General features: G+C 65.7%; 23 protein-coding genes. 13 read left to right on the plus strand and 10 right to left on the minus strand.

The annotated features are described in order from the left end of the window. Positions 1–188: 188 nt before the first annotated feature. The gene (locus tag AC5WS7_RS29795; protein WP_495957919.1) at positions 189–419 is read right to left on the minus strand and encodes a hypothetical protein; all 231 of its coding nucleotides are present in this window, start codon (positions 417–419) and stop codon (positions 189–191) included. 3 nt (positions 420–422) lie between these two features. Beyond that, entirely contained in the window at positions 423–1409 is a 987-nt protein-coding gene (locus AC5WS7_RS29800) for an Rpn family recombination-promoting nuclease/putative transposase (RefSeq protein ID WP_495957920.1), read from the minus strand. A 205-nt stretch (positions 1410–1614) separates the two neighbouring features. Between AC5WS7_RS29800 and AC5WS7_RS29805 the strand changes: the two genes are divergently transcribed. From AC5WS7_RS29805 to AC5WS7_RS29825, 5 genes are read left to right on the plus strand one after another with little or no spacing between them, the layout of a single operon-like run. Continuing rightward, positions 1615–2091 (plus strand): hotdog fold domain-containing protein, encoded by a 477-nt coding sequence (locus AC5WS7_RS29805; protein WP_495957921.1) that lies wholly within the window; start codon positions 1615–1617, stop codon positions 2089–2091. Positions 2092–2143: 52 nt separating this feature from the next. After that, the gene (locus tag AC5WS7_RS29810; RefSeq protein WP_495957922.1) at positions 2144–2479 is read left to right on the plus strand and encodes a WXG100 family type VII secretion target; all 336 of its coding nucleotides are present in this window, start codon (positions 2144–2146) and stop codon (positions 2477–2479) included. Then, complete coding sequence (locus AC5WS7_RS29815) at positions 2479–2775, plus strand: WXG100 family type VII secretion target (protein ID WP_495957923.1); 297 nt, start codon at positions 2479–2481, stop codon at positions 2773–2775. Before AC5WS7_RS29810 ends, AC5WS7_RS29815 begins: the two co-directional genes overlap by 1 nt. A 5-nt stretch (positions 2776–2780) precedes the next feature. Further along, positions 2781–4226: a CdiA C-terminal domain-containing protein gene (locus AC5WS7_RS29820; protein WP_495957924.1), complete on the plus strand. Its 1446-nt coding sequence runs from the start codon at positions 2781–2783 to the stop codon at positions 4224–4226. Positions 4227–4237: 11 nt separating this feature from the next. Continuing rightward, complete coding sequence (locus tag AC5WS7_RS29825) at positions 4238–4600, plus strand: hypothetical protein (protein ID WP_495957925.1); 363 nt, start codon at positions 4238–4240, stop codon at positions 4598–4600. Between the two features lie 384 nt (positions 4601–4984). Here the strand turns inward: AC5WS7_RS29825 and AC5WS7_RS29830 are convergent, their stop codons facing one another. Continuing rightward, a complete protein-coding gene (locus AC5WS7_RS29830; RefSeq protein WP_495957926.1) occupies positions 4985–5605 on the minus strand; it encodes a TetR/AcrR family transcriptional regulator in 621 nt (206 codons plus the stop codon). 92 nt (positions 5606–5697) lie between these two features. On the opposite strand from AC5WS7_RS29830, the gene AC5WS7_RS29835 reads away from it, so the two are divergent. Next, positions 5698–6441, plus strand: a complete 744-nt coding sequence (locus AC5WS7_RS29835) for an SDR family NAD(P)-dependent oxidoreductase (RefSeq protein WP_495957927.1) — start codon at positions 5698–5700, stop codon at positions 6439–6441. Positions 6442–6535: 94 nt separating this feature from the next. On the opposite strand, the gene AC5WS7_RS29840 is transcribed toward AC5WS7_RS29835, so the two are convergent. Next, positions 6536–6730, minus strand: a complete 195-nt coding sequence (locus tag AC5WS7_RS29840; RefSeq protein WP_495957928.1) for a hypothetical protein — start codon at positions 6728–6730, stop codon at positions 6536–6538. On the opposite strand from AC5WS7_RS29840, the gene AC5WS7_RS29845 reads away from it, so the two are divergent. The 3 genes from AC5WS7_RS29845 (at position 6729) to AC5WS7_RS29855 (ending at position 9345) form a co-directional block, all read left to right on the plus strand. Next, positions 6729–7103: a hypothetical protein gene (locus tag AC5WS7_RS29845; protein ID WP_495957929.1), complete on the plus strand. Its 375-nt coding sequence runs from the start codon at positions 6729–6731 to the stop codon at positions 7101–7103. The genes AC5WS7_RS29840 and AC5WS7_RS29845 overlap by 2 nt on opposite strands. Continuing rightward, positions 7100–7498: a hypothetical protein gene (locus AC5WS7_RS29850; protein WP_495957930.1), complete on the plus strand. Its 399-nt coding sequence runs from the start codon at positions 7100–7102 to the stop codon at positions 7496–7498. Before AC5WS7_RS29845 ends, AC5WS7_RS29850 begins: the two co-directional genes overlap by 4 nt. Before the next feature lie 629 nt (positions 7499–8127). Beyond that, positions 8128–9345 (plus strand): lycopene cyclase family protein, encoded by a 1218-nt coding sequence (locus AC5WS7_RS29855; RefSeq protein ID WP_495957931.1) that lies wholly within the window; start codon positions 8128–8130, stop codon positions 9343–9345. A gap of 10 nt (positions 9346–9355) precedes the next feature. Here the strand turns inward: AC5WS7_RS29855 and AC5WS7_RS29860 are convergent, their stop codons facing one another. Both AC5WS7_RS29860 and AC5WS7_RS29865 read right to left on the minus strand, forming a co-directional pair. Next, on the minus strand, positions 9356–10384 hold the full coding sequence (locus AC5WS7_RS29860) for an SDR family oxidoreductase (RefSeq protein WP_495957932.1): 1029 nt from the start codon (positions 10382–10384) through the stop codon (positions 9356–9358). A 228-nt stretch (positions 10385–10612) separates the two neighbouring features. After that, positions 10613–11416 (minus strand): enoyl-CoA hydratase-related protein, encoded by an 804-nt coding sequence (locus tag AC5WS7_RS29865; protein WP_495957933.1) that lies wholly within the window; start codon positions 11414–11416, stop codon positions 10613–10615. Between the two features lie 132 nt (positions 11417–11548). Between AC5WS7_RS29865 and AC5WS7_RS29870 the strand changes: the two genes are divergently transcribed. Continuing rightward, positions 11549–12790, plus strand: coding sequence for a TetR/AcrR family transcriptional regulator (locus AC5WS7_RS29870; protein WP_495957934.1), 1242 nt, complete (start codon positions 11549–11551; stop codon positions 12788–12790). Between the two features lie 18 nt (positions 12791–12808). Here the strand turns inward: AC5WS7_RS29870 and AC5WS7_RS29875 are convergent, their stop codons facing one another. Then, positions 12809–14323 carry an aldehyde dehydrogenase family protein gene (locus tag AC5WS7_RS29875; RefSeq protein ID WP_495957935.1) on the minus strand — a complete coding sequence of 505 codons (1515 nt, stop codon included), beginning with the start codon at positions 14321–14323 and terminating at the stop codon, positions 12809–12811. A gap of 737 nt (positions 14324–15060) precedes the next feature. Here AC5WS7_RS29875 and AC5WS7_RS29880 point away from each other — a divergent pair. The 3 genes from AC5WS7_RS29880 to AC5WS7_RS29890 are packed head-to-tail and all read left to right on the plus strand — an operon-like array spanning position 15061 to position 17713. Further along, a complete protein-coding gene (locus AC5WS7_RS29880; RefSeq protein WP_495957936.1) occupies positions 15061–16053 on the plus strand; it encodes an ATP-binding cassette domain-containing protein in 993 nt (330 codons plus the stop codon). Further along, complete coding sequence (locus AC5WS7_RS29885) at positions 16050–16862, plus strand: ABC transporter permease (protein ID WP_495957937.1); 813 nt, start codon at positions 16050–16052, stop codon at positions 16860–16862. The genes AC5WS7_RS29880 and AC5WS7_RS29885 overlap by 4 nt, the downstream gene beginning before the upstream one ends. A gap of 11 nt (positions 16863–16873) precedes the next feature. Continuing rightward, a complete protein-coding gene (locus AC5WS7_RS29890) occupies positions 16874–17713 on the plus strand; it encodes an ABC transporter permease (protein WP_495957984.1) in 840 nt (279 codons plus the stop codon). A gap of 37 nt (positions 17714–17750) precedes the next feature. On the opposite strand, the gene AC5WS7_RS29895 is transcribed toward AC5WS7_RS29890, so the two are convergent. The 3 genes from AC5WS7_RS29895 to AC5WS7_RS29905 form a co-directional block, all read right to left on the minus strand. After that, positions 17751–18455, minus strand: a complete 705-nt coding sequence (locus AC5WS7_RS29895) for a polysaccharide deacetylase family protein (protein WP_495957938.1) — start codon at positions 18453–18455, stop codon at positions 17751–17753. Between the two features lie 30 nt (positions 18456–18485). Then, complete coding sequence (locus AC5WS7_RS29900; RefSeq protein WP_495957939.1) at positions 18486–19739, minus strand: Nramp family divalent metal transporter; 1254 nt, start codon at positions 19737–19739, stop codon at positions 18486–18488. A 76-nt stretch (positions 19740–19815) separates the two neighbouring features. Further along, the gene (locus AC5WS7_RS29905) at positions 19816–20811 is read right to left on the minus strand and encodes an alpha/beta hydrolase (protein WP_495957985.1); all 996 of its coding nucleotides are present in this window, start codon (positions 20809–20811) and stop codon (positions 19816–19818) included. Between the last annotated feature and the right edge of the window lie 181 nt (positions 20812–20992).

Genomic DNA, 20992 nt, shown 5'->3' on the forward strand with positions numbered 1-20992 from the left:
GGAAGAAGGCCCCACCGCCGAACCCGCCCGATAGCCGTCACGAGCCCATCGTAGAAACCCCCACCCCCGCTGCCATCACCTCACAAGGTGATCCTCCCTCCCCCATACGAGTGATGCACACCTAGAAATCCCCGGGTATCCCCTTGGGGCACAATGCCGCCCCTCGGCGTCCCAACATCCCGAACTGCTCAGGCCAACACCTCGTTCAGCGTGGCCGCGCGCAACACCCGTGCAGTCCACACCTTCAACTGCCCGATGTCAGCCGCATACATCCTCGTCATGACCGAGCGATCCAACGGCCCGAACCTCTCGGTCAGCAACATGATCAGCGTCTCCGCACGGCCACGCGCTTCACCGATCTCTTCTCGCATTCGCGCGGTCGTCTTGATGACCTCCAGGGCGATGTTCGGTTCCGTCATCCGTCATGCGAGCGCCTCCTCGAGGGTTGTCGCAGTCAGCAACTGCTCAGCCCACGCATCCAACTGCTCGATGTCAGCCGCATAGACCTTTTCCTCGACCGAGGAACTCAACGACCCGAACTTGACCGTCAGCTGCCTGATCAACATCGCCGCACGACCCCGTGCTTCCCCCAGCGCTTCACGCATCTCAGCAGTCGTCACGATGACCTCCTTGGCGATGGGTCCGAGTTGTGCTTGTTCGGCGAAGGTTTCGAACTCGCCGGGATACAGTTTGCCAACATATTCAATGTACGTCGCGATGACCTCGAACGCCTCCCTGCCGTAGGGACCTTCGAGGACGACGCGGAGGTCAGAGACCAGGTAGGGCAAGGTGGCGAGCAGTGCCTCCCGGCCGCGGCCGGTGACCTTGACCACTACCTGAACCAGTCTGACCATGACGGTGACGGGACGGCTCAGGAGTGTAGGGACGTCGAGCGCATTGACATCATCGAGCATGTATCGCGTACCCGGCAGGTAGTCCTGCATCGCGATACGGTCATCGGAGTCCAGGTCGTACAGTTCGCCGACCTCCAAGGGCGCATTCCAACGCACCCCCTTCGGGCCGACGTGCACGACCAGAGACAGGACAGCGGGAATGCGTTCGACCTTCTCATCTCCCTTGTCCCGCAGATACTTCCCGATCACCCCGACCTGATACTCGAGCACCCGGAACGCCATCAACCAATCCGGTGTGCTCTGGTGCTCTAGCAGAACGTAGACGAACGTCGGCCTACCGCTGAACTTGGTACGGGTGCGAAACAACCGATCGGTGTATCGCGACCGCAATTCGGCGGAAACCAGCGAACCGTCCACCAGTTCGAATTCATCCCAGTCGAGTCGCTCCGCAATAGCTTTCGGCGCGACGACCCGAACCTCGGAACCCGCGTCGACGGCATTCGAGAGCATTTTGCGAACCAGCGCGTCATGCGGATTGGATGGATCGGATGTCATGCCCAGCACAGTACGTGAATACACCGATAATTCGCCAAATCGCCTGCCTGGCAGGCATTTTACCATTTCAGACAGTCAATCAGACGAATGATAAAAATGCGAATTGCAATCTATTCAAGTGATGCATCTCTAGAATGGGCTTGTTCAAAGAACGTAGTCATCGACTGCCTCTTCCACAGAACTTACTTTCGAGTAAGATGTAGGTATGACGAACGAGACCGCCACCTTCCGCGGCTGGAAGAAGCTCCCCGACAACCGCATCGGGCATGCGCTGTTCTCCCTGGGCATGGTCGCCCGGGTGCCGTACTTCGGCACCGTCGTACCGAACGTCGTGCGCCTCGAACCGGGCGTCTGCGAGGTCACCGCGCCCAAGTGGTTCGGCATCCACAACCACCTCGGCACCTTCCACGCGATCGCCGCCTGCAACCTCGCCGAAGTCGCGATGGGCATGCTGAGCGAGGCCACCGTCCCCACCACCCACCGCTGGATCCCCAAGGCCATGAACGTCCAGTACCTCGCCAAGGCGGAATCCGGCCTGCGCGCGGTGGCCCAACTCGCCGAAATCCCCGACTTCACCGCGATCACCGGGGGCCGGGACCTCACCGTTCCGGTCTCGATCTACGACAAGCACGGCGTCGAGGTCGTCCACGCCGACATCACCACCTGGATCACCCCGAAGTAGCCGCGACACAACCCCGTGCGTCGGCCTGCGGTTGCCGATAACATCGGCGGTCATGGGAGAGAAGGGGAGCAGCTCCGCGGCGGCACAATCGGTTTCGGTTGTGCCTGACGACGTGGCAGCAATCGGACGTTACGTCTACGGTGCGGCGGAGAGCCTTCGATCGGCTTTGAGTTCGGTGGACCGCGAAGTCGACGCACTGGTGTCGGGCACCTGGACAGGTAGTGCCGCAACAACTTTCGGCCAGGGTTGGCACGAGTGCCAGGACGGCGGCGGGAAGATCATCGATGCGCTGACCTCCATGGCGGAAAAGCTCGGCATCACCGCGACGAACTTCCGCGTCCAGGACGCCCGCACCTCCAATGCGATTTCGAGTCTGGATCTGCCCTGATGAGCGGGAATTTCGGCGTCGACCTCGAACATCTGGATCAGGTCGTGGCCCGCCTCAACGGCCTGTCCGGATATCTGACCGAAACCTTCGACGAGATCGACCGCCGCGTCAAAACCCTCCAGAACGGCGCCTGGGAAGGCGTTGCCGCGCAGGCATACGCCGAGGCCCACACCCAATGGCTCGGTGGAGCAAGAGAATTCGCCCAGGGTGTCACCGACGCGACCGAGGCGGCGCGCGAGGCACACGGCCACTACACCCAGGCGGTCGACACCAACGGCACGATGCTCAACGGCTGAACCTCGTGACCACGCTGAAGATCGACCCCGACACCTACTACAACGCAGCCAAGAAACTCACTCTGCTCGCCGACCAGGCAGTTCTGCCCTTCATCGCGCTGCACAACAACCTGCACGCCAACGGCGGCATGGCCGGAAACTACCAGGGCGTCGAGGCCTGGACCTCCCCGTACGATGCCCAGGCACAGGATTTCCACCAGGCATACATCGCGTATGTCAACGCGCTCAACCACTTCGGCGACATCCTCAACGCCACCGGATACAACTGGGACATCGCGAACTACAACGCCGATAAGAACCCGAACAAGGGCAAGGCGCCGGACAAACCGACCGTAGCCACTGACCCCCTCGTAAAACCCACCCTGCCGACTCCGCCCTCGGCCAAATCGACGAACACCGCACCCGGGCTGGACGAGGGGCCCCTGCACGGACTACTCGCCAAGATCACGCACCCGGTGCCCAACGGCGACCTCGGCAAACTGGCCGCCGTCCACAGCACATGGGACAACTTCGCCAAACACAACGCGGTAACCAGCGCCCAAAGCACCATCAAACAGCTCATCGACACCTTCACCGATCAAGGCACCGTCGACCCGCACCTGCCGCGCATCCAGGAGTACCTCACCAACCTCTCCACCGCCGCCGGCAACCTCGCCCAGGCGTCCACCGCCATCACCAGCACGGTCGCCAACCACCACGACCAACTCTCCACCCTGCGCGGCGACATCCAATCCGACCGAACCCACGCCCTCATCGCCATCGGCGCCACCGTCATCACCGCAGGACTCCTGTGGTGCCTCACGGTCGTGGCCACCGACGGCGCGGGCGCGGCCGCCACCGGCGCCGAAGTCGACGCCACCATCGCCGCCACCGAGGCCGAAATCACCACCGCCGCAGCCGCGATCACCAGCGACATAGCCGCCAGCACCTTCCCCGCCCTAATCGCCGACGGCGCCGAAATCTTCAGCGGCATAGGCCAATTCACCAAGGCCGACGCCCAAATCCTCGCCATCCAGGCGTTGATCGTCGCCATGACATCCGGGGACAGCGCGAATGAACCGAAGCCGGCCGCGTCGCCGGGTAATATCGACGAGAGCGAGAAAGCGTTCAATGACCGCGAGCGCGACATCGCCGAACTCTTGTCGAAAGAGGGAAAGAACGTCAAGGCAATCAAGGAAAGTTCAACACCGAATCAGCGGACTCCCGACGCTACGGTTGATGGTGTTCCAACGGAATTCAAGTCGCTGGATGAAGGAGCCACCAACGGGACCGTGAAGAATCAGCTCAACTCAGCCGCAGGTCAGGCCGATCATGCGATTTTGGATGCACGCAACAGCGGCTTGACCGAAGAGGAAGCGCAACGCGGTATAAATCGATTCCAAGGCGCCAGCCCAGGAAAGCTCAAAGCAATCCGGATCATCGGCAATGGCTGGGAAATAGACTGGCCCTAGGAGAGCAACACATGAGCGCGCATAATCAGATCTTCATACGCACAAATTCCCCGAAAGATACGGTCGTCCGCAACATCAGCATCGCGGCAGGCACACAGTTCGCACTGGTAGACCCGATAACCACCGCGCCTACCTACTGGGGGCGAACCGGCAGCTCGGCTATAGATCTCGAGTTCGGTCATGACTACGACGACGATATGGGAATTCCATTCGAATCACACCCAGTTGTCTTGACCGTCCGCGACCTGGAATCGAATCCCGACAGGGAAGAAAGGGAGGCTCGCACCATCTTCGAACATTTGAGGCAGGACACAACTTACGACATGATACTGGTGTTCGATCTCCAGAAACTCCTACTGCGAACCGATATATAATATCGCGCAGCATTTCGAGTGCGCGGCGGGAATGTTGCAAGCAGAGATCCTGGGCGGCCTCCGAAATCCAGCATATTCCCGGAACGCAACCCGCGCAAGCGTGCCTCTGCAGCACTCCAATGAGTTGCGAATTCGACATTGGCGACGACACCGTATGGAGTCCTGCACTTCGACTAGGGATCTCTACCTGCAGATGCCGAACGACGTCAGCGCAGTCCTGGAAACCCCGACCGGCTTGACTGCCATATCGTCCGATATATAGGAGATCGACCTCGATACCTTCGAAAAGGTCGTCCATGCACGACGTCTATCCATGCCGCAGTAATTCGCCCGCTCCATAGAACGCGTCATGAGAATGGATGCGCACTTTCATGAGCCGGGAGTTCACCGCACGACGTCGACCGGCGGCCAGTTGCGTAGGGCTTGGTCGGCAACGGCGTGGAGTTCGGCGGGGTCGACTCCGGTGGCGGCTTGGACGGCTATGCCGAAGGCGATGGTCATGATGTAGCAGGCCAGTTGGGTGGCATCGGATCTCGAGGGGAGGTCGCCTTCGGCCGCGGCGCGGTGGAAACGCTCTGCCAGGTGTCGCTGGGCCGTTCGGCGCCATTCCACCAGCATTGCGCAGGCGGGCGCGCCTGCGTCGCCTGCCGCTAAAGAGCCTTGTACCCCAAGGCATCCCGAGGGCTGGCCGGCGCCAGTGGTGGCTTCGACCGAGCCGTGCAGGAAGGCCGTGGCGACTTCCCGGGCTGTTTCTTGCTGCATGGCGCGCAGGCCGTAGGACGCAGGGCCTGCCGTGTAGCGATCCAGGGCCTTTCGGAAGAGTTCTTCCTTGTTGCCGAAGGCCGCATACATGCTGGTTCTGGTGATGTTCATGGCGTCGGTGAGGTCGGTGAGGCTCGCGCCTTCGTAACCGCGCTCCCAGAAGACCAGCAGGGCGCGCTGCAATGCTTCGTCGGTGTCGAAACCACGCGGGCGTCCCAGGGTGCTCTTACCGCGACTACTCACATTCCCGATATTACCGCTTCTGTACCGAACGGTACCGATCAGGTACAGTAACTTCTGTACCGATCGGTGCAGATATACGGAAGGGTCGTGCGATGGGACAATTGGATGGGAAGACTGCGGTCGTGACCGGAGGCAGCAGCGGCATCGGACTGGCCGTTGCCGAGCGGTTCGCGGCGGAGGGTGCGCACGTATTCGTCACCGGGAGGAGAGAGAACGAATTGGGGGCCGCGGTCGAAAGGATCGGATCGGCCACCGCCGTCCCGGGCAACATCTCGAATCCCGCCGATCTCGACCGGCTCTACGAGGCAGTGGAGGCGCGCGGGCAAGGCCTGGATACGCTGTTCGCCAACGCGGGGGCTGGCTCCTTCGCGACACTCGAGCAAACCACCCGGGAGCACTTCGACGAGGTTTTCGGCACCAACGTCTGGGGCACGCTCCAGACCGTACGCAAGGCTCTGCCCCTGCTCAACGACGGTGCGACCATCGTCGTGAACACCTCCGTCCGCGCCGACGACGGCATGGCGGCATTCGGTGCGTACGCGGCGTCCAAGGCCGCGCTGCGTTCCTACACCCGGACCTGGGCCACCGAACTGATGGAGCGCGGAATTCGGGTCAACGCGATTGCCCCGGGGACGATCGATACCGCCGCGCTCGCCACGGTGGGCGGCCCGGAAGACGCCGACGCGGTCAGGGCCGGGTTCGCGGCGAACGTTCCGATCGGCCGGATCGGAACCGCGCAGGAGGTCGCGGGCGCCGTCCTGTTCCTGGCGTCCGCGGACAGCAGCTTCATCGTGGGCGCGAACATCTATGTCGACGGCGGCGAGAAGCAACTCTGAGTGACAGCGGTTCGGCCGATCGCTCGAGCGGTGCACCGAATTGGCCAGCCGGTTGCTCGATCAGCACGCGATCCGTTCGTACCGCGGTCGCCGATCACTGCGCCACCGGCGCCGAAGTCGCCGCCACCGAGGCCGAAATCACCACCGCCGCAGCCGCGATCACCAGCGACATAGCCGCCAGCACCTTCCCCGCCCTCATCGCCGACGGCGCCGAAATCTTCAGCGGCATAGGCCAATTCACCAAGGCCGACGCCCAAATCCTCGCCATCCAGGCGTTGATCGTCGCCATGACATCCGGGGACAGCGCGAAAGATGGCGGCAACCAGCCTGTTCCCGCACACCCGAACGATGCCGTGACCGAGAAAATGGCCGAGCTGCTGCGTAGAGGCATCGATCCGAATACGGACTGTTCAGAGATTGCCGAGGATTTGGCGGAAGCAGCCAACGGCGACGGAAATATACTCAGAGTCGAGCCCCCGAAGGGAAAACTGTTGGATGTCGAGGAGAATGGAATACGCGAGCAATACGAGTACCATGAAGTGTACTCCGACGACAACTACGTGTACGATCCACGATTGAGTCGCGATCCGATCCCGAAAGCCGAGTGGGAAAGAGAAATACTCGGAGACAATCCTGGCGCAAACATAAGGACGACAAAATGATAGGCGACCCGAGGTTGTTCATCGATACACTACGGCAAGCAGGAGAGATCGAGTGGTCTCGCAATGTAGCCGGAACAGATGACAAGGGCCAGCCGACGCCTCCTCTCGTTGTTTGGCGCTTCACGGAACCCCGCCCGGAGTGGGTGCTCGAGAAACTTCGCAGACTTACGGATGAGAGCGCAGGTCGCATCGATTGGACGATCGACGCGACCCGGAGAAATTGGGTCCTGATCCCCACCCGCACAATCGAAGAGATAAACCGCACACAGCCACCCTTGACCGAGCGCGAAGCGATCCGCCATCTGATGCAGACCGACGAAGAATTCTGCCGTCGCGCTTCCGAGGACTTTGCGCGCATAACGGCTGCTCTGAAATCCGAGTTGTCGGAAATGTAAATATTCGCACTCGTCCCGGGCAGTAGTCGAATATCCGATGAACAGGTATCGAGAATTCCGGTCCCGGGCGGAAGATCGGCCGGATCCCGAGTACGGCACATGAGTCACTCAATCAGATCTTCATTCGGACGGACGATCGGCAAAAGCGATCTTCGGGAGCGACACGTGGGCGTCGCGCGGACCATTCTAAGTGTTGATCCAATATCAGATGCACCACGGAATGAAGGCATTTGGTACGCCGCCTCGAAGGCCGTCCTGCGCTCCCACACCGCACCTGTGCCGCCGAACTCGCCGAACGGGCATACAGGCCAACGCGATCGCCCCGGCACGATCGATACCGCCACGCCGGACACGGTCGGCGGGCCGGACGACGCCGACGCGGTCAAAAGCCGGGTTCGCGAGGAACGTTCCGATCGGCCGGATCGGAACGGCCTGTGAGTCTCCGGTGACGTGATGTCCTGGCATCGGCGGACAGAAGGTTCGTCGTGGGTGCCCACGGCCGACGTCGACGGTGGCGAGAGACAGCTCTACGGACGCACGCATCGGTCCCAGCTGCTCGAACGGCGCGGGATCTCGCGACATGCCGGGTGCGAAAACCCGTGGAACATCCGGCTGATTGAATGAGACATATGAGTGCTCAGCGTGTCGGCGAGGCGGATCTCTGCGTGGTGGGGTTGGGGCCTGCGGGGCGGGGGCTGGCGCATCGGGCGGTGCGGGCCGGGATGCGGGTGGTGGCGGTGGATCCGCGGCCGGAGCGGTTGTGGCCGCCGACGTTCTCGTGCTGGATCGACGAGTTGCCGTCGTGGTTGCCGCAGAGTGCGATCGCGCAGCGGATCGAGGCGCCGACGGTGTGGACCGAATCCGCACACCGGATCGAGCGGCCGTACTGTGTGCTGTCGAAACCCGGTCTGCGCGAAGCGCTTCCGCTCGACGACGCGACCGTGCTGGCCGGCCGGGCGACGTCGGTCGGCGCGCATCGCGTCGAACTCGCCGACGGCGCGGTGGTCACGGCCGCAGCGGTTTTCGATACCCGCGGGCTGCCCTCGCCGGGTGCGCGCCGGACCGCGAGTGCGCACGGGATCTTCGTCGATGCCGAGCGCGCCGCGCCGATGGTCGCCGAAGGTGAAGGGCTGCTGCTGGATTGGCGTGCGGAGAACGGGGCTGGACCGGACGAGCCGCCGTCGTTCCTGTACGCGGTGCCGCTCGGTGACGGCACGGTGATCTTCGAGGAGACGAGTCTGGGGCTGCGGGGCGGGATGCCGCAACGTGAATTGCGGCGTCGGGCGCTCGCGCGTCTTGCCGCACACGGGATCACGTTGAGCGGGGACGAACCCAGCGAGGCCGCGCACTATCCGCTGGATCAGCCGCCGCCCGCGGTCCGCGCCGCCGCGAGGGCCGCCGATGCGGTCCCGTTCGGCTCCCGCGGCGGGATGATGCATCCCTGCACCGGATACAGCGTGGCGGATTCATTGGCCCTGGTGGACACCGCGATCGATGCGCTACGGGCGGGCCGCGACCCGGTCCGGGACCTGTGGCCCCGGCAGGCCCGCCTGGTCTACTGGATGCGCATGCGCGGTCTCTACGGACTCGGCAGACTCACCACGGCACAATCGATCTCGATGTTCGAGGCATTCTTCACCGCCTCCCCCCGCCAGCAGCACGCGCTGCTGTCCGCGCACGCCGACTACGCGCCGCTGGCCGCGGTCCTGTTCATGACCGTCGCCCGCACCTGGCCGTTCCACTGGCGGTACGACCTGGTCGGCTGGACCAACCGGAACCGTTGGGTCGGTTACGAATACCCGCCCGGGAAGGACCGCGCCGAGGCCGCGCTCGACGAACTGCGGTAGCCCCGACGGCTCATACCCAGTTCTCGATCCAGTACTTCCAGAGGACCGGCGCGTATCCGGCCAGCGGCGGTACGCGAATATCCGTGCCCGCCAGCGCCGCCGAGGTGTTGCGGCAGTCGAACCAGCAACCGAATTCGTTCTGCTCGAGCACTTCTCGCGGCACGCCGAGACGCGGGAGAACCGCGCCGACACCGGGCAGCCGCAACATCATGTCCAGCGTCTGCCGGGGCATGACCTCCACCAACCGGGGTGCGCCCGCCTCGTCGGCGAACAGGTTGAGCACCTCGGCGGCGCTCTGGCGGCGCGGGTCGACCAGATGGTAGGTGGTCCCCGCGACGTCGGGCAGATGCACGATGTGCCCCAGCGCCCGGACGACGAAATCCACCGGCACCATATTGGTTTCGCCCAGTTTGGGAACCAGCAGCGGCATGATTCGCGGTAGCTGTGCGGCCATCCGGAGCAGCCGGAAGAAGTAGTACGGCCCGGTGATCCGATCGATCTCACCGGTGCGGGAATGACCGACCACGATCGAGGGCCGGTAGATTCGCCACGCCACCGCGCAGCGCTCGCGCACGATCCGCTCGGCCTCGAAGGCCGCCCGCTGCTGTGGGGTGGGCAGCACCTGACCTACATCGAACATATCCTCGCCGAACAGACCCTCCGCCGACCCGGCCACCTCGACGCTCGACATGTGGTGCAGCGCACCGGCTTCCAGTCGCTCGGCGAGGTCCACCACGTGACCGGTGCCGGGGCCGAAACCCGCCGCGTCGTACCCGACGCCCAGATGGATCACGTGGTCGATCGAACCACGTTGCGCCGCAATCCAATCGGCGTCGATGCCGAGTCCGGGCGCGCCGAGATCCCCGTGCACGCGCCGGACCCGCTCGCCCCCGCTCCACTCACGGGCGCACCGGTCGAATCGATGGGCCGGATCTGCCCCGGGACGCACCACCACATGAATTTCACCGCTACGCTTCAGCAACTCTGGGACGAGATACCGACCGATACACCCAGTTGCCCCGATAACCAGGTAATTCATGTAATTACAGTAGCGTCCACCCGCCGACGCCCAGCACCCGGATAGCGCCCGGCCGTGCCGATGGCCTCCGCTTCGCTACCGTCGTCCGAGCCTGTCGGCTCGCGCTCCTCCGCCGAGCCGGAAGCGCAGCGAGCACCGGCGAGGATGCGGTGCATCCGACGACGAGCAGGAGCCGGGCGACCCGAGATCCTGTGCGCGAAGACGTTTCGGACTCGGCCGAGCGCCGGACTACTCGGCGAAAACCGCCTTGCGCTTGGTGAGCATGGCCGTCGCGCCCTCCATGAAGTCGGGCGACTGGAGAAGTTCGGACTGGCCGGTCTTCTCCGCCGCCAGGGCGGCGTCCAACGAGGTCAGCGAGGCCTCGTTGAGGGCGCGCTTGGTGAGTTCGAGGGCGCGGCGCGGACCGGTGGACAGCTTCGCGGCGGCGGCCTCCACCTTGGCGTCGAGTTCCTCGGCGGAAAGTACCCCGGTCACCAGGCCGTAGCGAGCCGCCTCGGCGATCGGCAGCCGTTCGCCCAGCAGGGCCATCTCGGCGGCGAGCGGACGTCCCGCGGCGGCGGCGATCATGGCCGCCGCGCCGCCGTCGGGCATGAGGCCGATGTTGATGAACGCCAGCAGCAGATAGGCGTCCTCGCTCGCATAGGTCAGATCGGCGGCCAGCGCCAGCGCCACGCCGACGCCCGCGGCCGCGCCGCGAATCCGCGCGATCACCGGCACCGGCGCGTCGACGATGGCCTTGACCAGCCGATTCGCCGCATCCATGGTCATCTCGGGGGTGATTCCGCGCTGCGCCTCGGACACCACGCCGGACAGGTCCGCGCCGGTGCAGAAATCCTCGCCCTCACCGGTGAGCACGATCGCGCGAACCGTGCGATCCTCGACCACAGCCTCGAACGCGTCACCGAGCGCCACCATGGTGTCGTAGTTGATGGCGTTCTTGCGCTTGGGGTTGGCGATGGTGACACGCAGTACCCGGCCGTCGTGGACGACACGCAGGCCCGTCGGGGCGGTGGTCTGCTCGACGTTGCTCATAACAACTCCCAGGTAGGCCGTCGACGCTGGCGGCGGCGCGAGAATGACGGTTAACATTGCGAATTGTGGTTAACTTAGGTTGAGTTGTGCGGCGCTGTCAACCAGGCGGCGATGCGAGAGAAGGAGAGGTGCATGGTCGCGGATCGCAGCGAGTCCGGACTCGCTTCCGCGCGAGACGACGGCACGACGGTCCGACGACGGCCGAAGAACAGGAAAGCACAAATCGTGCGCGTCGCGGCCCAGGCGTTCAGCGAGCGCGGCTACCACCCGGTCGGTGTCGACGAGATCGCGGCCGAGGTCGGTATCTCCGGCCCGGCCCTGTACCGGCACTTCCGGAACAAGTACGCACTGCTCGTCGCCGCGGCCGAGGGCGGTGCGCAATTGCTGCTGGACGCCGCGCAGGCGGCCGACGATCCCGCGCTGGACCCCGAGGCACGGCTCACCGCACAGATCCGCGCACTGGCCGAGCACACCATCGAGGTCCGCCGCGAGGGCGGGCTGTACCGCTGGGAGCGGCGATATCTCGAGCCGGAGGACCGGCACCGCATCCGCAAGCTCTACGACCAGCTGCACGCCACGGTGGAAACGGCCATCGCCGCGCTGCGCCCCGGTGCCGATCCGGCCGACATCAATGTGCTCGGCACCGGAATGCTCGGCGCGATCGGCAGTATCACCCTGCACCGCACCACGCTGTCCACCGCCCGCCTGACCGATCTGCTGCAGGACATCTGCTGGTCGATCCTGCGCACCGAGCTGCCCCCGGCGCCGACCCAGCCCGCCCCGGAGACGCCCGTGCGCGGCCTGCCGCTGAGCTCGAAGCGCGAACAGCTGCTCACCGAGGCGATCCGGATCTTCGGCCGTCAGGGATACCACGAGGCCAGTATCGAGGAGATCGGTGCGGCGGTCGGCATCAACGCCTCGAGCGTGTACCGCTACTTCCCGAGCAAATCCGAGCTGCTGGCTGCGGCCTTCCACCGCACCGGCGAGCGCGTCGCGATCGCCAACTCCGAGGCCCTCGCCGAGGCGAGCAGCCGCGCCGACGCCGCGCTGCGCATCGCCGACCGCTTCGCCCGGCTCACCTTCGCCATGCCCGAGATCCTCCCGGTCTACTTCGCCGAATTCTCGAACCTGCCCGCGGCCGAACAACATCGACTGCGCGCGATCCAGCGGCAGAACGTCCTGGAGTGGGCGAATCTGCTCGACGGCGACCCCGCCGAGGCCCGGTTCCGGGTACACGCCGCCATCGCCCAGGTCGTCGACGTCGGCCGCCGGCTGCGGTTCGATCGCCGTCCGGAAAGCCTTGCCCGCGTTCACGATCTGATGCGCGCGGTGCTGCTGGGACCGAATGCTCCTGCCGAAGAACAGAACTCGTAACTCCGTTCCCTGCGCGCCTCACCCCTGACCGTGGCGTATCCGGAAGATAGCCTTGGCCAGTCGCAGATTTCGCGGATGCCGGTCGAACGTGACCAGGTCGACCATGCCGCGGTGCCGTTTGCGCGCGATGGACAGGGTGCGGCTGAACTCGCGCAGGCCCGCCTCGCCGTGCGTGTGGCCCTGGCCGTATTCGCCGACGCCGCCGAAGGGCATGGCCGGGATTCCGGCGTATGCCATCGACGAATTGATCGTCACCACACCGGTTCTGATGCGTTCCGCGAATTCGGGGACCATCCGCACGTCACGGGTGAAAACCGCCACCGCGAGGCCGTGCTCGGCGGCATTGATCCGCGCCACGGCCTCGTCCATACTCGCCACCGGATTCACGATCAGCACCGGACCCGCCGCCTCACCGGTGATCGCCTGGGAGTCCTCGGGCACGCCGGCCAGCACGATCGGCTCGACATAGGGTTCGCGGATCGAGTCCAGGCCGCCGACGACCAGCCGCCCGCCCTGCGCGAGCGCATCCTTGACCTGCCGCCGCACCACCTCCACCTGTGACTCCAGGATCATCGGACCGTAGGAGGCACGCCGGTCGCCCCCGGGACGCAGCTTGCCCGCGCGCGCGGCAACCCGCTCCAGGAACGGCTCGTACACCGATTCGGCGACGTAGGCGCGCTGGATACCGGCCGGGCTCTGTCCGGCGTTGGACATCGCGCCGAAGACCGCGGCCTCGGCGGCGTCGTCGAGTTTGGCGTCGACCTGAACGACCATGGCGCCCTTGCCGAAACGCTCCACCACCACCGGTGTCATCGTCTGCGCGCACAGCGAGATCACCTCGCGCGCACCGGCGTCCGAACCCGCGTACGCGATCTTGTCCACCCGTGCGCGGCACAGCGCGGCGCCGGTCGAGCTGTCCCCGGTGACCACTTGCAGCACAGGCTGATTCGGCGCGAGCCGGGCCCAGCTCTCGGCAAGCCACACCCCGACGCCCGGGGTGAGTTCGCTGGGTTTGAAGATCACGGCGTTGCCGGCGGCCATGGCGTAGGCGATCGACCCCATCGGCGTGTAGACCGGGTTGTTCCACGGGCCGAGCACCCCCACCACACCCAGCGGGAGGTAACCGACCGAGGCGCGTTCGTTGCGCGTGAACCAACTTCCGCCCAGGCGCCGACGGCCCAGTGCCCGTTCGGCATTGCGCGCGGCCCAATCCAGATTCTCCACCGCCTGCATCACCTCGATGGCCGCATCGGCCTCGGGTTTGCCGGTCTCCGCGCAGATCAGGTCCACCAATTCGCCCGCGCGCCGGACGATGATCCGCTTCCAGTCCAGTAACCAGCGTTTACGCCCGGCGAAACCCAATGCGGCCCACCATTTTTCGGAGGACCGCGCGGCGCGGACCGCACGCCTCAGATCGGCCTGACCCATCACCGCGTAGTCGCCGACGGATTCGCCCGTGCGCGGGTCGAAGGACGTCAGGACTCGGGAGCGGGCCACGGGCCCGCTGTGCACACCGCGGGCAGACTCTGCCATCGGTCAACCTCTCGCCGACGTGAGTCCGCGACAACCGAACGTCCCGCTCGCCGGACGAGGTTGCCGCAGACAAGTGAGTGTCCGTCTCTTCCCCTTGTCCGTCAGACTATGGGCGGCCGGGCCCACGCGACAAGGTTCCGTCGCACCGGACGTACCGGCCGGTTCGCAGCCCGACCAGGGACGACACCCGGGCCGTACCGGTCGGTTTCCTGAATTGTGAGTAACGCCACAGTTAAATGCCGCCGCTTCCGCCACCACCACGGCCGACGCCGACACCAGGATTCGCGGCCGGTCTCACCGTCGAAGGCATGGCGGATGCGAGGAACGCCGTGCCGACACGGGCACGCCGAGACCCGCAGGGCCGCAGAGCCGCAGCACAGCGGAGCGGAGACGATCCAACACAGTTCCGGCCTGTCTCGCCGTTCGCACGCGTGGCGGAGGCGAGAAACGCGTGCCGACACGGGCACGCCGAGACCCGCACGGCCGCGAACCCGCCGAGCACAGCGGAGACAGCCCGTGTCGCCGGGGCCGACGCGTGACGGATACGAGGAACCAGTGCCCGCCACGAGCGCGGACGGTGCGACTTCGGGGGCGGCGAACCCGCCGGAGCGGAGCGGAGGCCATTCGACCGAGCCCAACCAGTAACATCGCCCACGGTGGATGGGATCACCAAACCGGACGTACGTACAGGCGATCCCGGACAATCCGGTTGCCGCCCCAGCCATAGTGGAGAGTCGATGCCGAGCTTGGACAACGCAGAGTCGCCGCCCGAAACCGCGGTCCTGGTCGCCGACGTGCGCAAGTCCTTCGGAGACGTCCACGCCCTACAGGGCGTCAGCTTCACCGCCGCGCGCGGCTCGGTGCTGGGCATCCTGGGCCCCAACGGCGCGGGCAAGACCACCACGGTCAAGATCCTGTCCACCCTGCTGCGCCCGGATTCGGGTACCGCAGAGGTCGCCGGGCACGACGTGCTGAGCGATCCGGCCGGTGTGCGGCGATCGATCATGATGACCGGTCAGTACGCCGCGCTGGACGAGAATCTGTCCGGCCGCGAGAACCTGGAGTTGTTCGGGCGGCTGATGGGTCTGAGCAAGAAGGCCGCCCGGGACCGCGCCGATACGCTGCTCGAGGAATTCGACCTGGTCGGTGCGGGCAAGCGCGCGGTGCGCGGCTACTCCGGCGGTATGCGCCGGCGCGTCGACATCGCGTGCGGACTGGTCGTGCGGCCCGAGGTGGTCTTCCTCGACGAGCCCACCACCGGGCTGGACCCGCGCAGCCGCCAGGGCGTCTGGGATCTGGTCATCGCCCTGAAGAACCAGGGCATCACGGTGTTGCTGACCACGCAGTACCTCGAGGAGGCCGACGTGCTCAGCGACAACATCATCGTCATCGATCGCGGCACGGTCATCGCCGAGGGCACCGCCGACGAGCTCAAGGAGAAGACCGGCGGCAGCTACTGCGAGATCGTGCCGCTGGACCCGACCCGGGTCTCGCAGGCGATCGAGGCACTGGGAAATCTGGTCCCCGAGTCGATCGCGAAGGAATTCGCCGATCAGTCCGCCGGCGTCGACCGGATCTCCATTCCCGCGCCCGACGGCGCCACCACCCTGGCCGAGGCGCTGCGCCGTCTGGACGCGGGCGCGGTGGAACTCGCCGATATCGGCCTGCGGCGCCCCTCTCTCGACGACGTGTTCCTGTCCATCACCGGCCATTCGGGCGGGCACGAGTGACCGAACAGCTCACCGAGTCCGGCAGTGGGCTGTTCGCCGGGGTCACCCGGGTGCGCCCGTCCGGATTCGCGCAGTGGCGGGCGTTGACCGGACGGATCGTCCGGACCATGGCGACCAGGGGCGAACTGATCGTCGCGGTGATCACGCCGCTGGTCTTCACTCTCGGGTTCTACCTGCCGCTGCGGTGGGTGATGCGGGTCCAGGGCATCGATTACGGGCAGTTCGTGATGCCGATCATCGTGCTGCAGACCATGTCGTTCACGATGATGTCCAATGCGCAGATCGCGGCGTTCGAGACGGCCAGCGGCCTCAACACACGCATGCAGACCATGCCGGTCGGCCGGGTGGTCCCGCTGCTGTCGCGGCTGTCGGCGGGACTGGTGCGTTCGGTGACCTCGCTGGTCGCCGCGCTGATATTCGGGTACGTGATCGGCTTCCGGTTGCATTCGGGTGTGTGGCAGTCGGTGCTGTTCTGCGCGTTCGCGCTGGGGGTCGGCACGGTTCTGGCCATCGGGGCCGACGCGCTGGGCTGCCTGACCAAGAGCCCGGAATCGCTGAGTCAGGCGCTGACGCTGCCCACTCTGATCTTCGGCATGCTCTCCTGCGGATTCGTCCCGGAGACGGGCTTTCCGGCGTGGGTCCGGCCGTTCGCGCGCAATCAACCGATATCGCAGTTCTCCTTCGCCATGCGCGATATGGCCGCGAGCGGAGTGAGCTGGCATGTGCTGTGGGTGCCGCTGGTGTGGTTGGGCGGTTTGGCGGTCTGCTTCGTGCCGCTGGCGATCTGGGCGAGTATGAGGCGAGAATGAGTGCTGTTGTCATGGAACCCGTGCAGACCTCCGGCAGGCAGGCGCCGCTGCCGGTCGTGCCGCCGCAATCCGAGCGCGCGCTCGGGGCATGGCTGCGGCACAGCTTGATTCAATGCAAACGACTGCTGCTGGTGTGGCTGCGCGATCCGGCGACGACCATCCAGACGCTGATCTATCCCGCGCTGACGCTGCTGATGCTGCGCGTCGTACTGGGCGATTCGATCACCAAGGCCACCGGCGTACCCAGCGAGTACGGCACCGTGCCGATGATCACGCTGGTCGCGGCGATGTCGGGTGCGGTGGTCAGCGCGCTGGGATTCAAGAACGAGCAGTACACCGGGCTGCTGGGCCGGATGTGGACGATGCCGGTGCATCGGGCCGCCGGACTCACCGGACGTCTGCTCGCCGAGGCGATCCGCGTGCTGGTCACCACGCTGTTCGTGATCGCGGTCGGGTGCTGCATCGGATTCCGCTTCTGGAACGGGCCGCTGGCCTCGCTCGCGATGATCGCGATTCCGGTGCTGTTCGGGGTGGCGTTCGCGGTGCTGGTGACCTCCCTGGCCACGGTCTCGGGCGGGGTGATGCTGGTGAACATCGTCGCCATCGTGAACACCCTGCTGATGTTCTTCAACTCCGGATTCGTGCCCACCACGGTCTACCCCACCTGGATGCAGTCGACGGTGGCGAATCAGCCGATGAGCACGGCCATCGACGCCATGCGCGGGCTGAGCTGGGACGGCCCCGTCACCTTGCCGCTGCTGAAAACCCTCGCCTGGACGCTCGGCGCGATCGTCGTCTTCGCCTATCCGGCCATTCGGGGCTACCGGCGCGCCGCGGAGTCCAGCGGCTGAGAAACTCCGGCGACTCGCTCGCACGGGTCGCCGGAATTCAGTGCCGGATCAGCTGGGAAACGGTGACGAATCGGTAGCCGCGACCGCGCAGTTCGCCGACGATCCGCGGGATCGCGGCCAGCGACTCCGCACCGGACGGGTACATCGCGTGCAGCAGGATGATCGATCCGGGGCGGACCCGGGACACCGTGTCAGCGACGATCCGGTCCGCCCCCGGGTGGACGCCGGAATCGGGTTCCACATCCCAGGTCACGGTGATCCGGTTGTGCTGCGACAGGTACAGCGGCAGGGCGAACAGCTTCTTGCCGTTGGGCGGTCGGAAGGTGATCGGACCCGAGTAACCGGCGTTCCGGATCAGTGTGTCGGTGCGCTCGACCTCCTCCCGCGCGGTGGCCGGGGTGATGAACACCATCCGCTGATGGTGATAGGAGTGGTTGCCGATCTCGTGGCCCGCGCGGGCGATCGCGGCGGCCCGGCCGGGGTGTGCGGCGATCTCGGCGCCGATCAGATAGAAGGTGGCGTGAACGCCTGCGGCGGAAAGAGTTTCGAGAATTTCCCCGGTGCGGTCGGACGGCCCGTCGTCCAGGGTCAGGGCGACCACCTTGTCGCTGGTATCGACATGATGCACCAGTCGTCCGGCGACCTGGTATGTGCGGGAGTTCATCAGCGCGTACAGCCCGATGCAAACCGCTGACAGAACAACCAGAAGAACCGCGCCGATGATCGTGAGCTTGCGCCGCATCCGCGCGATGCTAGCAATGCGCGGGCGGGCCTATGCCCCACCACCGGTGACGGTGAGGTAGATCAGGAACAGGTTGAGGGCGGTGATCAGGATCGCGATGCCCCAGGCCAGCGCGGTGGTGACGCGATGGTTCACGTCGACGCCCATCAGCGTGCGATTCGCGGTGAACCGCACCAGTGGGATGAGTGCGAACGGGATTCCGAACGAGAGCACCACCTGCGAGACGATCAGCGCCCGCGTCGGATCGAATCCGACGCCGAGGATCAGCAGCGCGGGGACCAGGGTGACCGTGCGCCGCAGCAGCAGCGAAATGCGGCGGCGCAGCAGGCCGTCCATGATCATCGCCCCCGCGTAGGCGCCCACCGACGTCGAGGCCAGGCCCGAGGCCAGCAGACCGATCGCGAGCAGCAGTGCCGCGAGCGCGCCCAGCGAGTGGTGGACCGCGTGATAGGCGTCCTGGATGGTCGAGACGTCGCCGTGTCCGGCGAAGGTGTGCGCGGCCATCAGCAGCATGGCCAGATTGACCACGCCCGCGATCAGCATCGCGATGCCGACGTCCCACCGGTTCGCGCGCAGCAGCCGGGTCCGGGCCGGGCCGGGTGCGCTGTGGCCGTGCCGGTCACGCGACATCCCCGAATGCAGATAGATCACATGCGGCATGACCGTCGCGCCGATCATCGCCGCGGCCAGCAGCACGCTGTTCGTATCCTGGAAATGCGGTACCAGCCCGCCCGCGGTCTTCGTGACCGAAGGCGGCGAAATCACCAGGCTCGCCACGAATCCGATCGAGATGACCGCCAGCAGCGCGATGATCAACCGCTCGAACCGCTGCTGTCCGTGCCGGTTCTGCACCGTGAGCAGCAGGATCGAGACGACGCCGGTGATCACGCCGCCCAGCAGCAGCGGCAGCCCGAACAACAGTTGCAGTGCGATCGCCCCGCCCACCACCTCGGCGAGATCGGTTGCCATCGCGGCCAATTCGGCCTGGACCCAATATCCGAGCCTGGTTCGCGGCCCGGCGGCGGCGTGCACCAGTTCCGGCAGTGAGCGTCCGGTGACCAGGCCGAGTTTCGCGGAGAGGTATTGCACGAGCGCGGCCATCAGATTGGCCAGCACGACCACCCATACGAGCAGATAGCCGTACTGCGTCCCCGCGCTGACGTTGGCCGCGACGTTTCCGGGATCCACATATGCGATCGCCGCGACGAAAGCTGGCCCGAGCAGCATCGATGCCGACCGCACACGCCGGAACGCGGCGGCCGGAGTACCGATCGCGATGCTCATCCACCCAGTTTACGGGTGCCCGAACTTTCGTCCATAGGGCACCCGAAAATGTGACGGCCCGAACTGGCGCCGAGTTCTACAGCCCGAGCCCCTTGGCGAGCACCGGCCAGGAACTCAGGAAATCGTCGTGCCAGTAGCCCCAGGAGTGGGTGCCGGAGTTGCGGAAGTTGTAGGTGGCCGGGATACCGAGGGAGTTCAGCTTGGTTTGCAGGTTGTGCGAGCAGTAGTTGACGCCGGTCTCGATGACGCCGCCGATCAGCAGCTGGTTGGCCAGGCCGTAGGCGCCGGGCAGGGCGTACTTGTTGTTCATCGTGTCGTAGACGCCCGGCAGGCCGTTGCCCGTGGAGATGTAGAGGTTCATCCCGCGCAACTTGTCCGCGTGCACATACGGATCGTTCGCGGCCCAGGCCGGTGCGCCGTCGGGGCCGTACATGTTCAGCACATCGCCGCCGCCCCAGACGTTCACCGTCAGCTTGACGAACTCCCGGCCGACCGGATCGGCGGTCTGCGCGCATCCGGAATACGCCGCGACGGACTTGTACAGACCCGGCTTGGCGATCGCCAGATTCAGCACGCTGGTGCCCGAAGTCGACAGGCCCGCAATGGCATTCACGCCGTTGGTGCCCAGCGCGGCGTTGATCAGCGGCGGCAGTTCCTGGGTGAAGAAGGTCTTCCACTTGTTGCGGCCCAGTACCGGATCGTCCTTGATCCAATCGGTGTAATAGCTCCACTTACCGCCGATGGGCTGCACCACGTTGACGTTCTTGTCGCTGAGGAAGCCCTTGACGATATCGGTCTTCTTCACCCACGACGCGTCGTCCTCGCCGCCGCCCGCCCCGTTGAGCAGGTACAGCGTCGGGCGAGCCTTGGACGCGTCGGCGGGGCGCTGCACGTCGACCGGATAGGTCTCGTCCATGGCCGCCGAGTACACGTACAGCCGGATATTGCGGTTGTCCGTGTAGGTGGCGCGAGTGATGTGTGAGCCGTCCGGCGCCTTCGGATCGGCCAGCAGGGCCTTGGCCGTCATGATCGGATCGTCGGCCGCGGCGCTCGTCGCGCCGACCCCGGTCAGGACACCTGCGAGAACCCCTGTGGCCGCCAGAACGGCGGCGGCTCGAATGCCACGCCGGAAGCGTCGACGAATCACTTGTGCACACCTTCACTATCGGTTCGAATTTCCAGCAGTCCGGTCGGAACCGGTGCGCCGACTCCCCCGCGGGCCGTGCGACATCCCGCCCGACGATACGTCACCA

It is taken from the genome of Nocardia sp. PLKS1-43 (assembly GCF_059510335.1).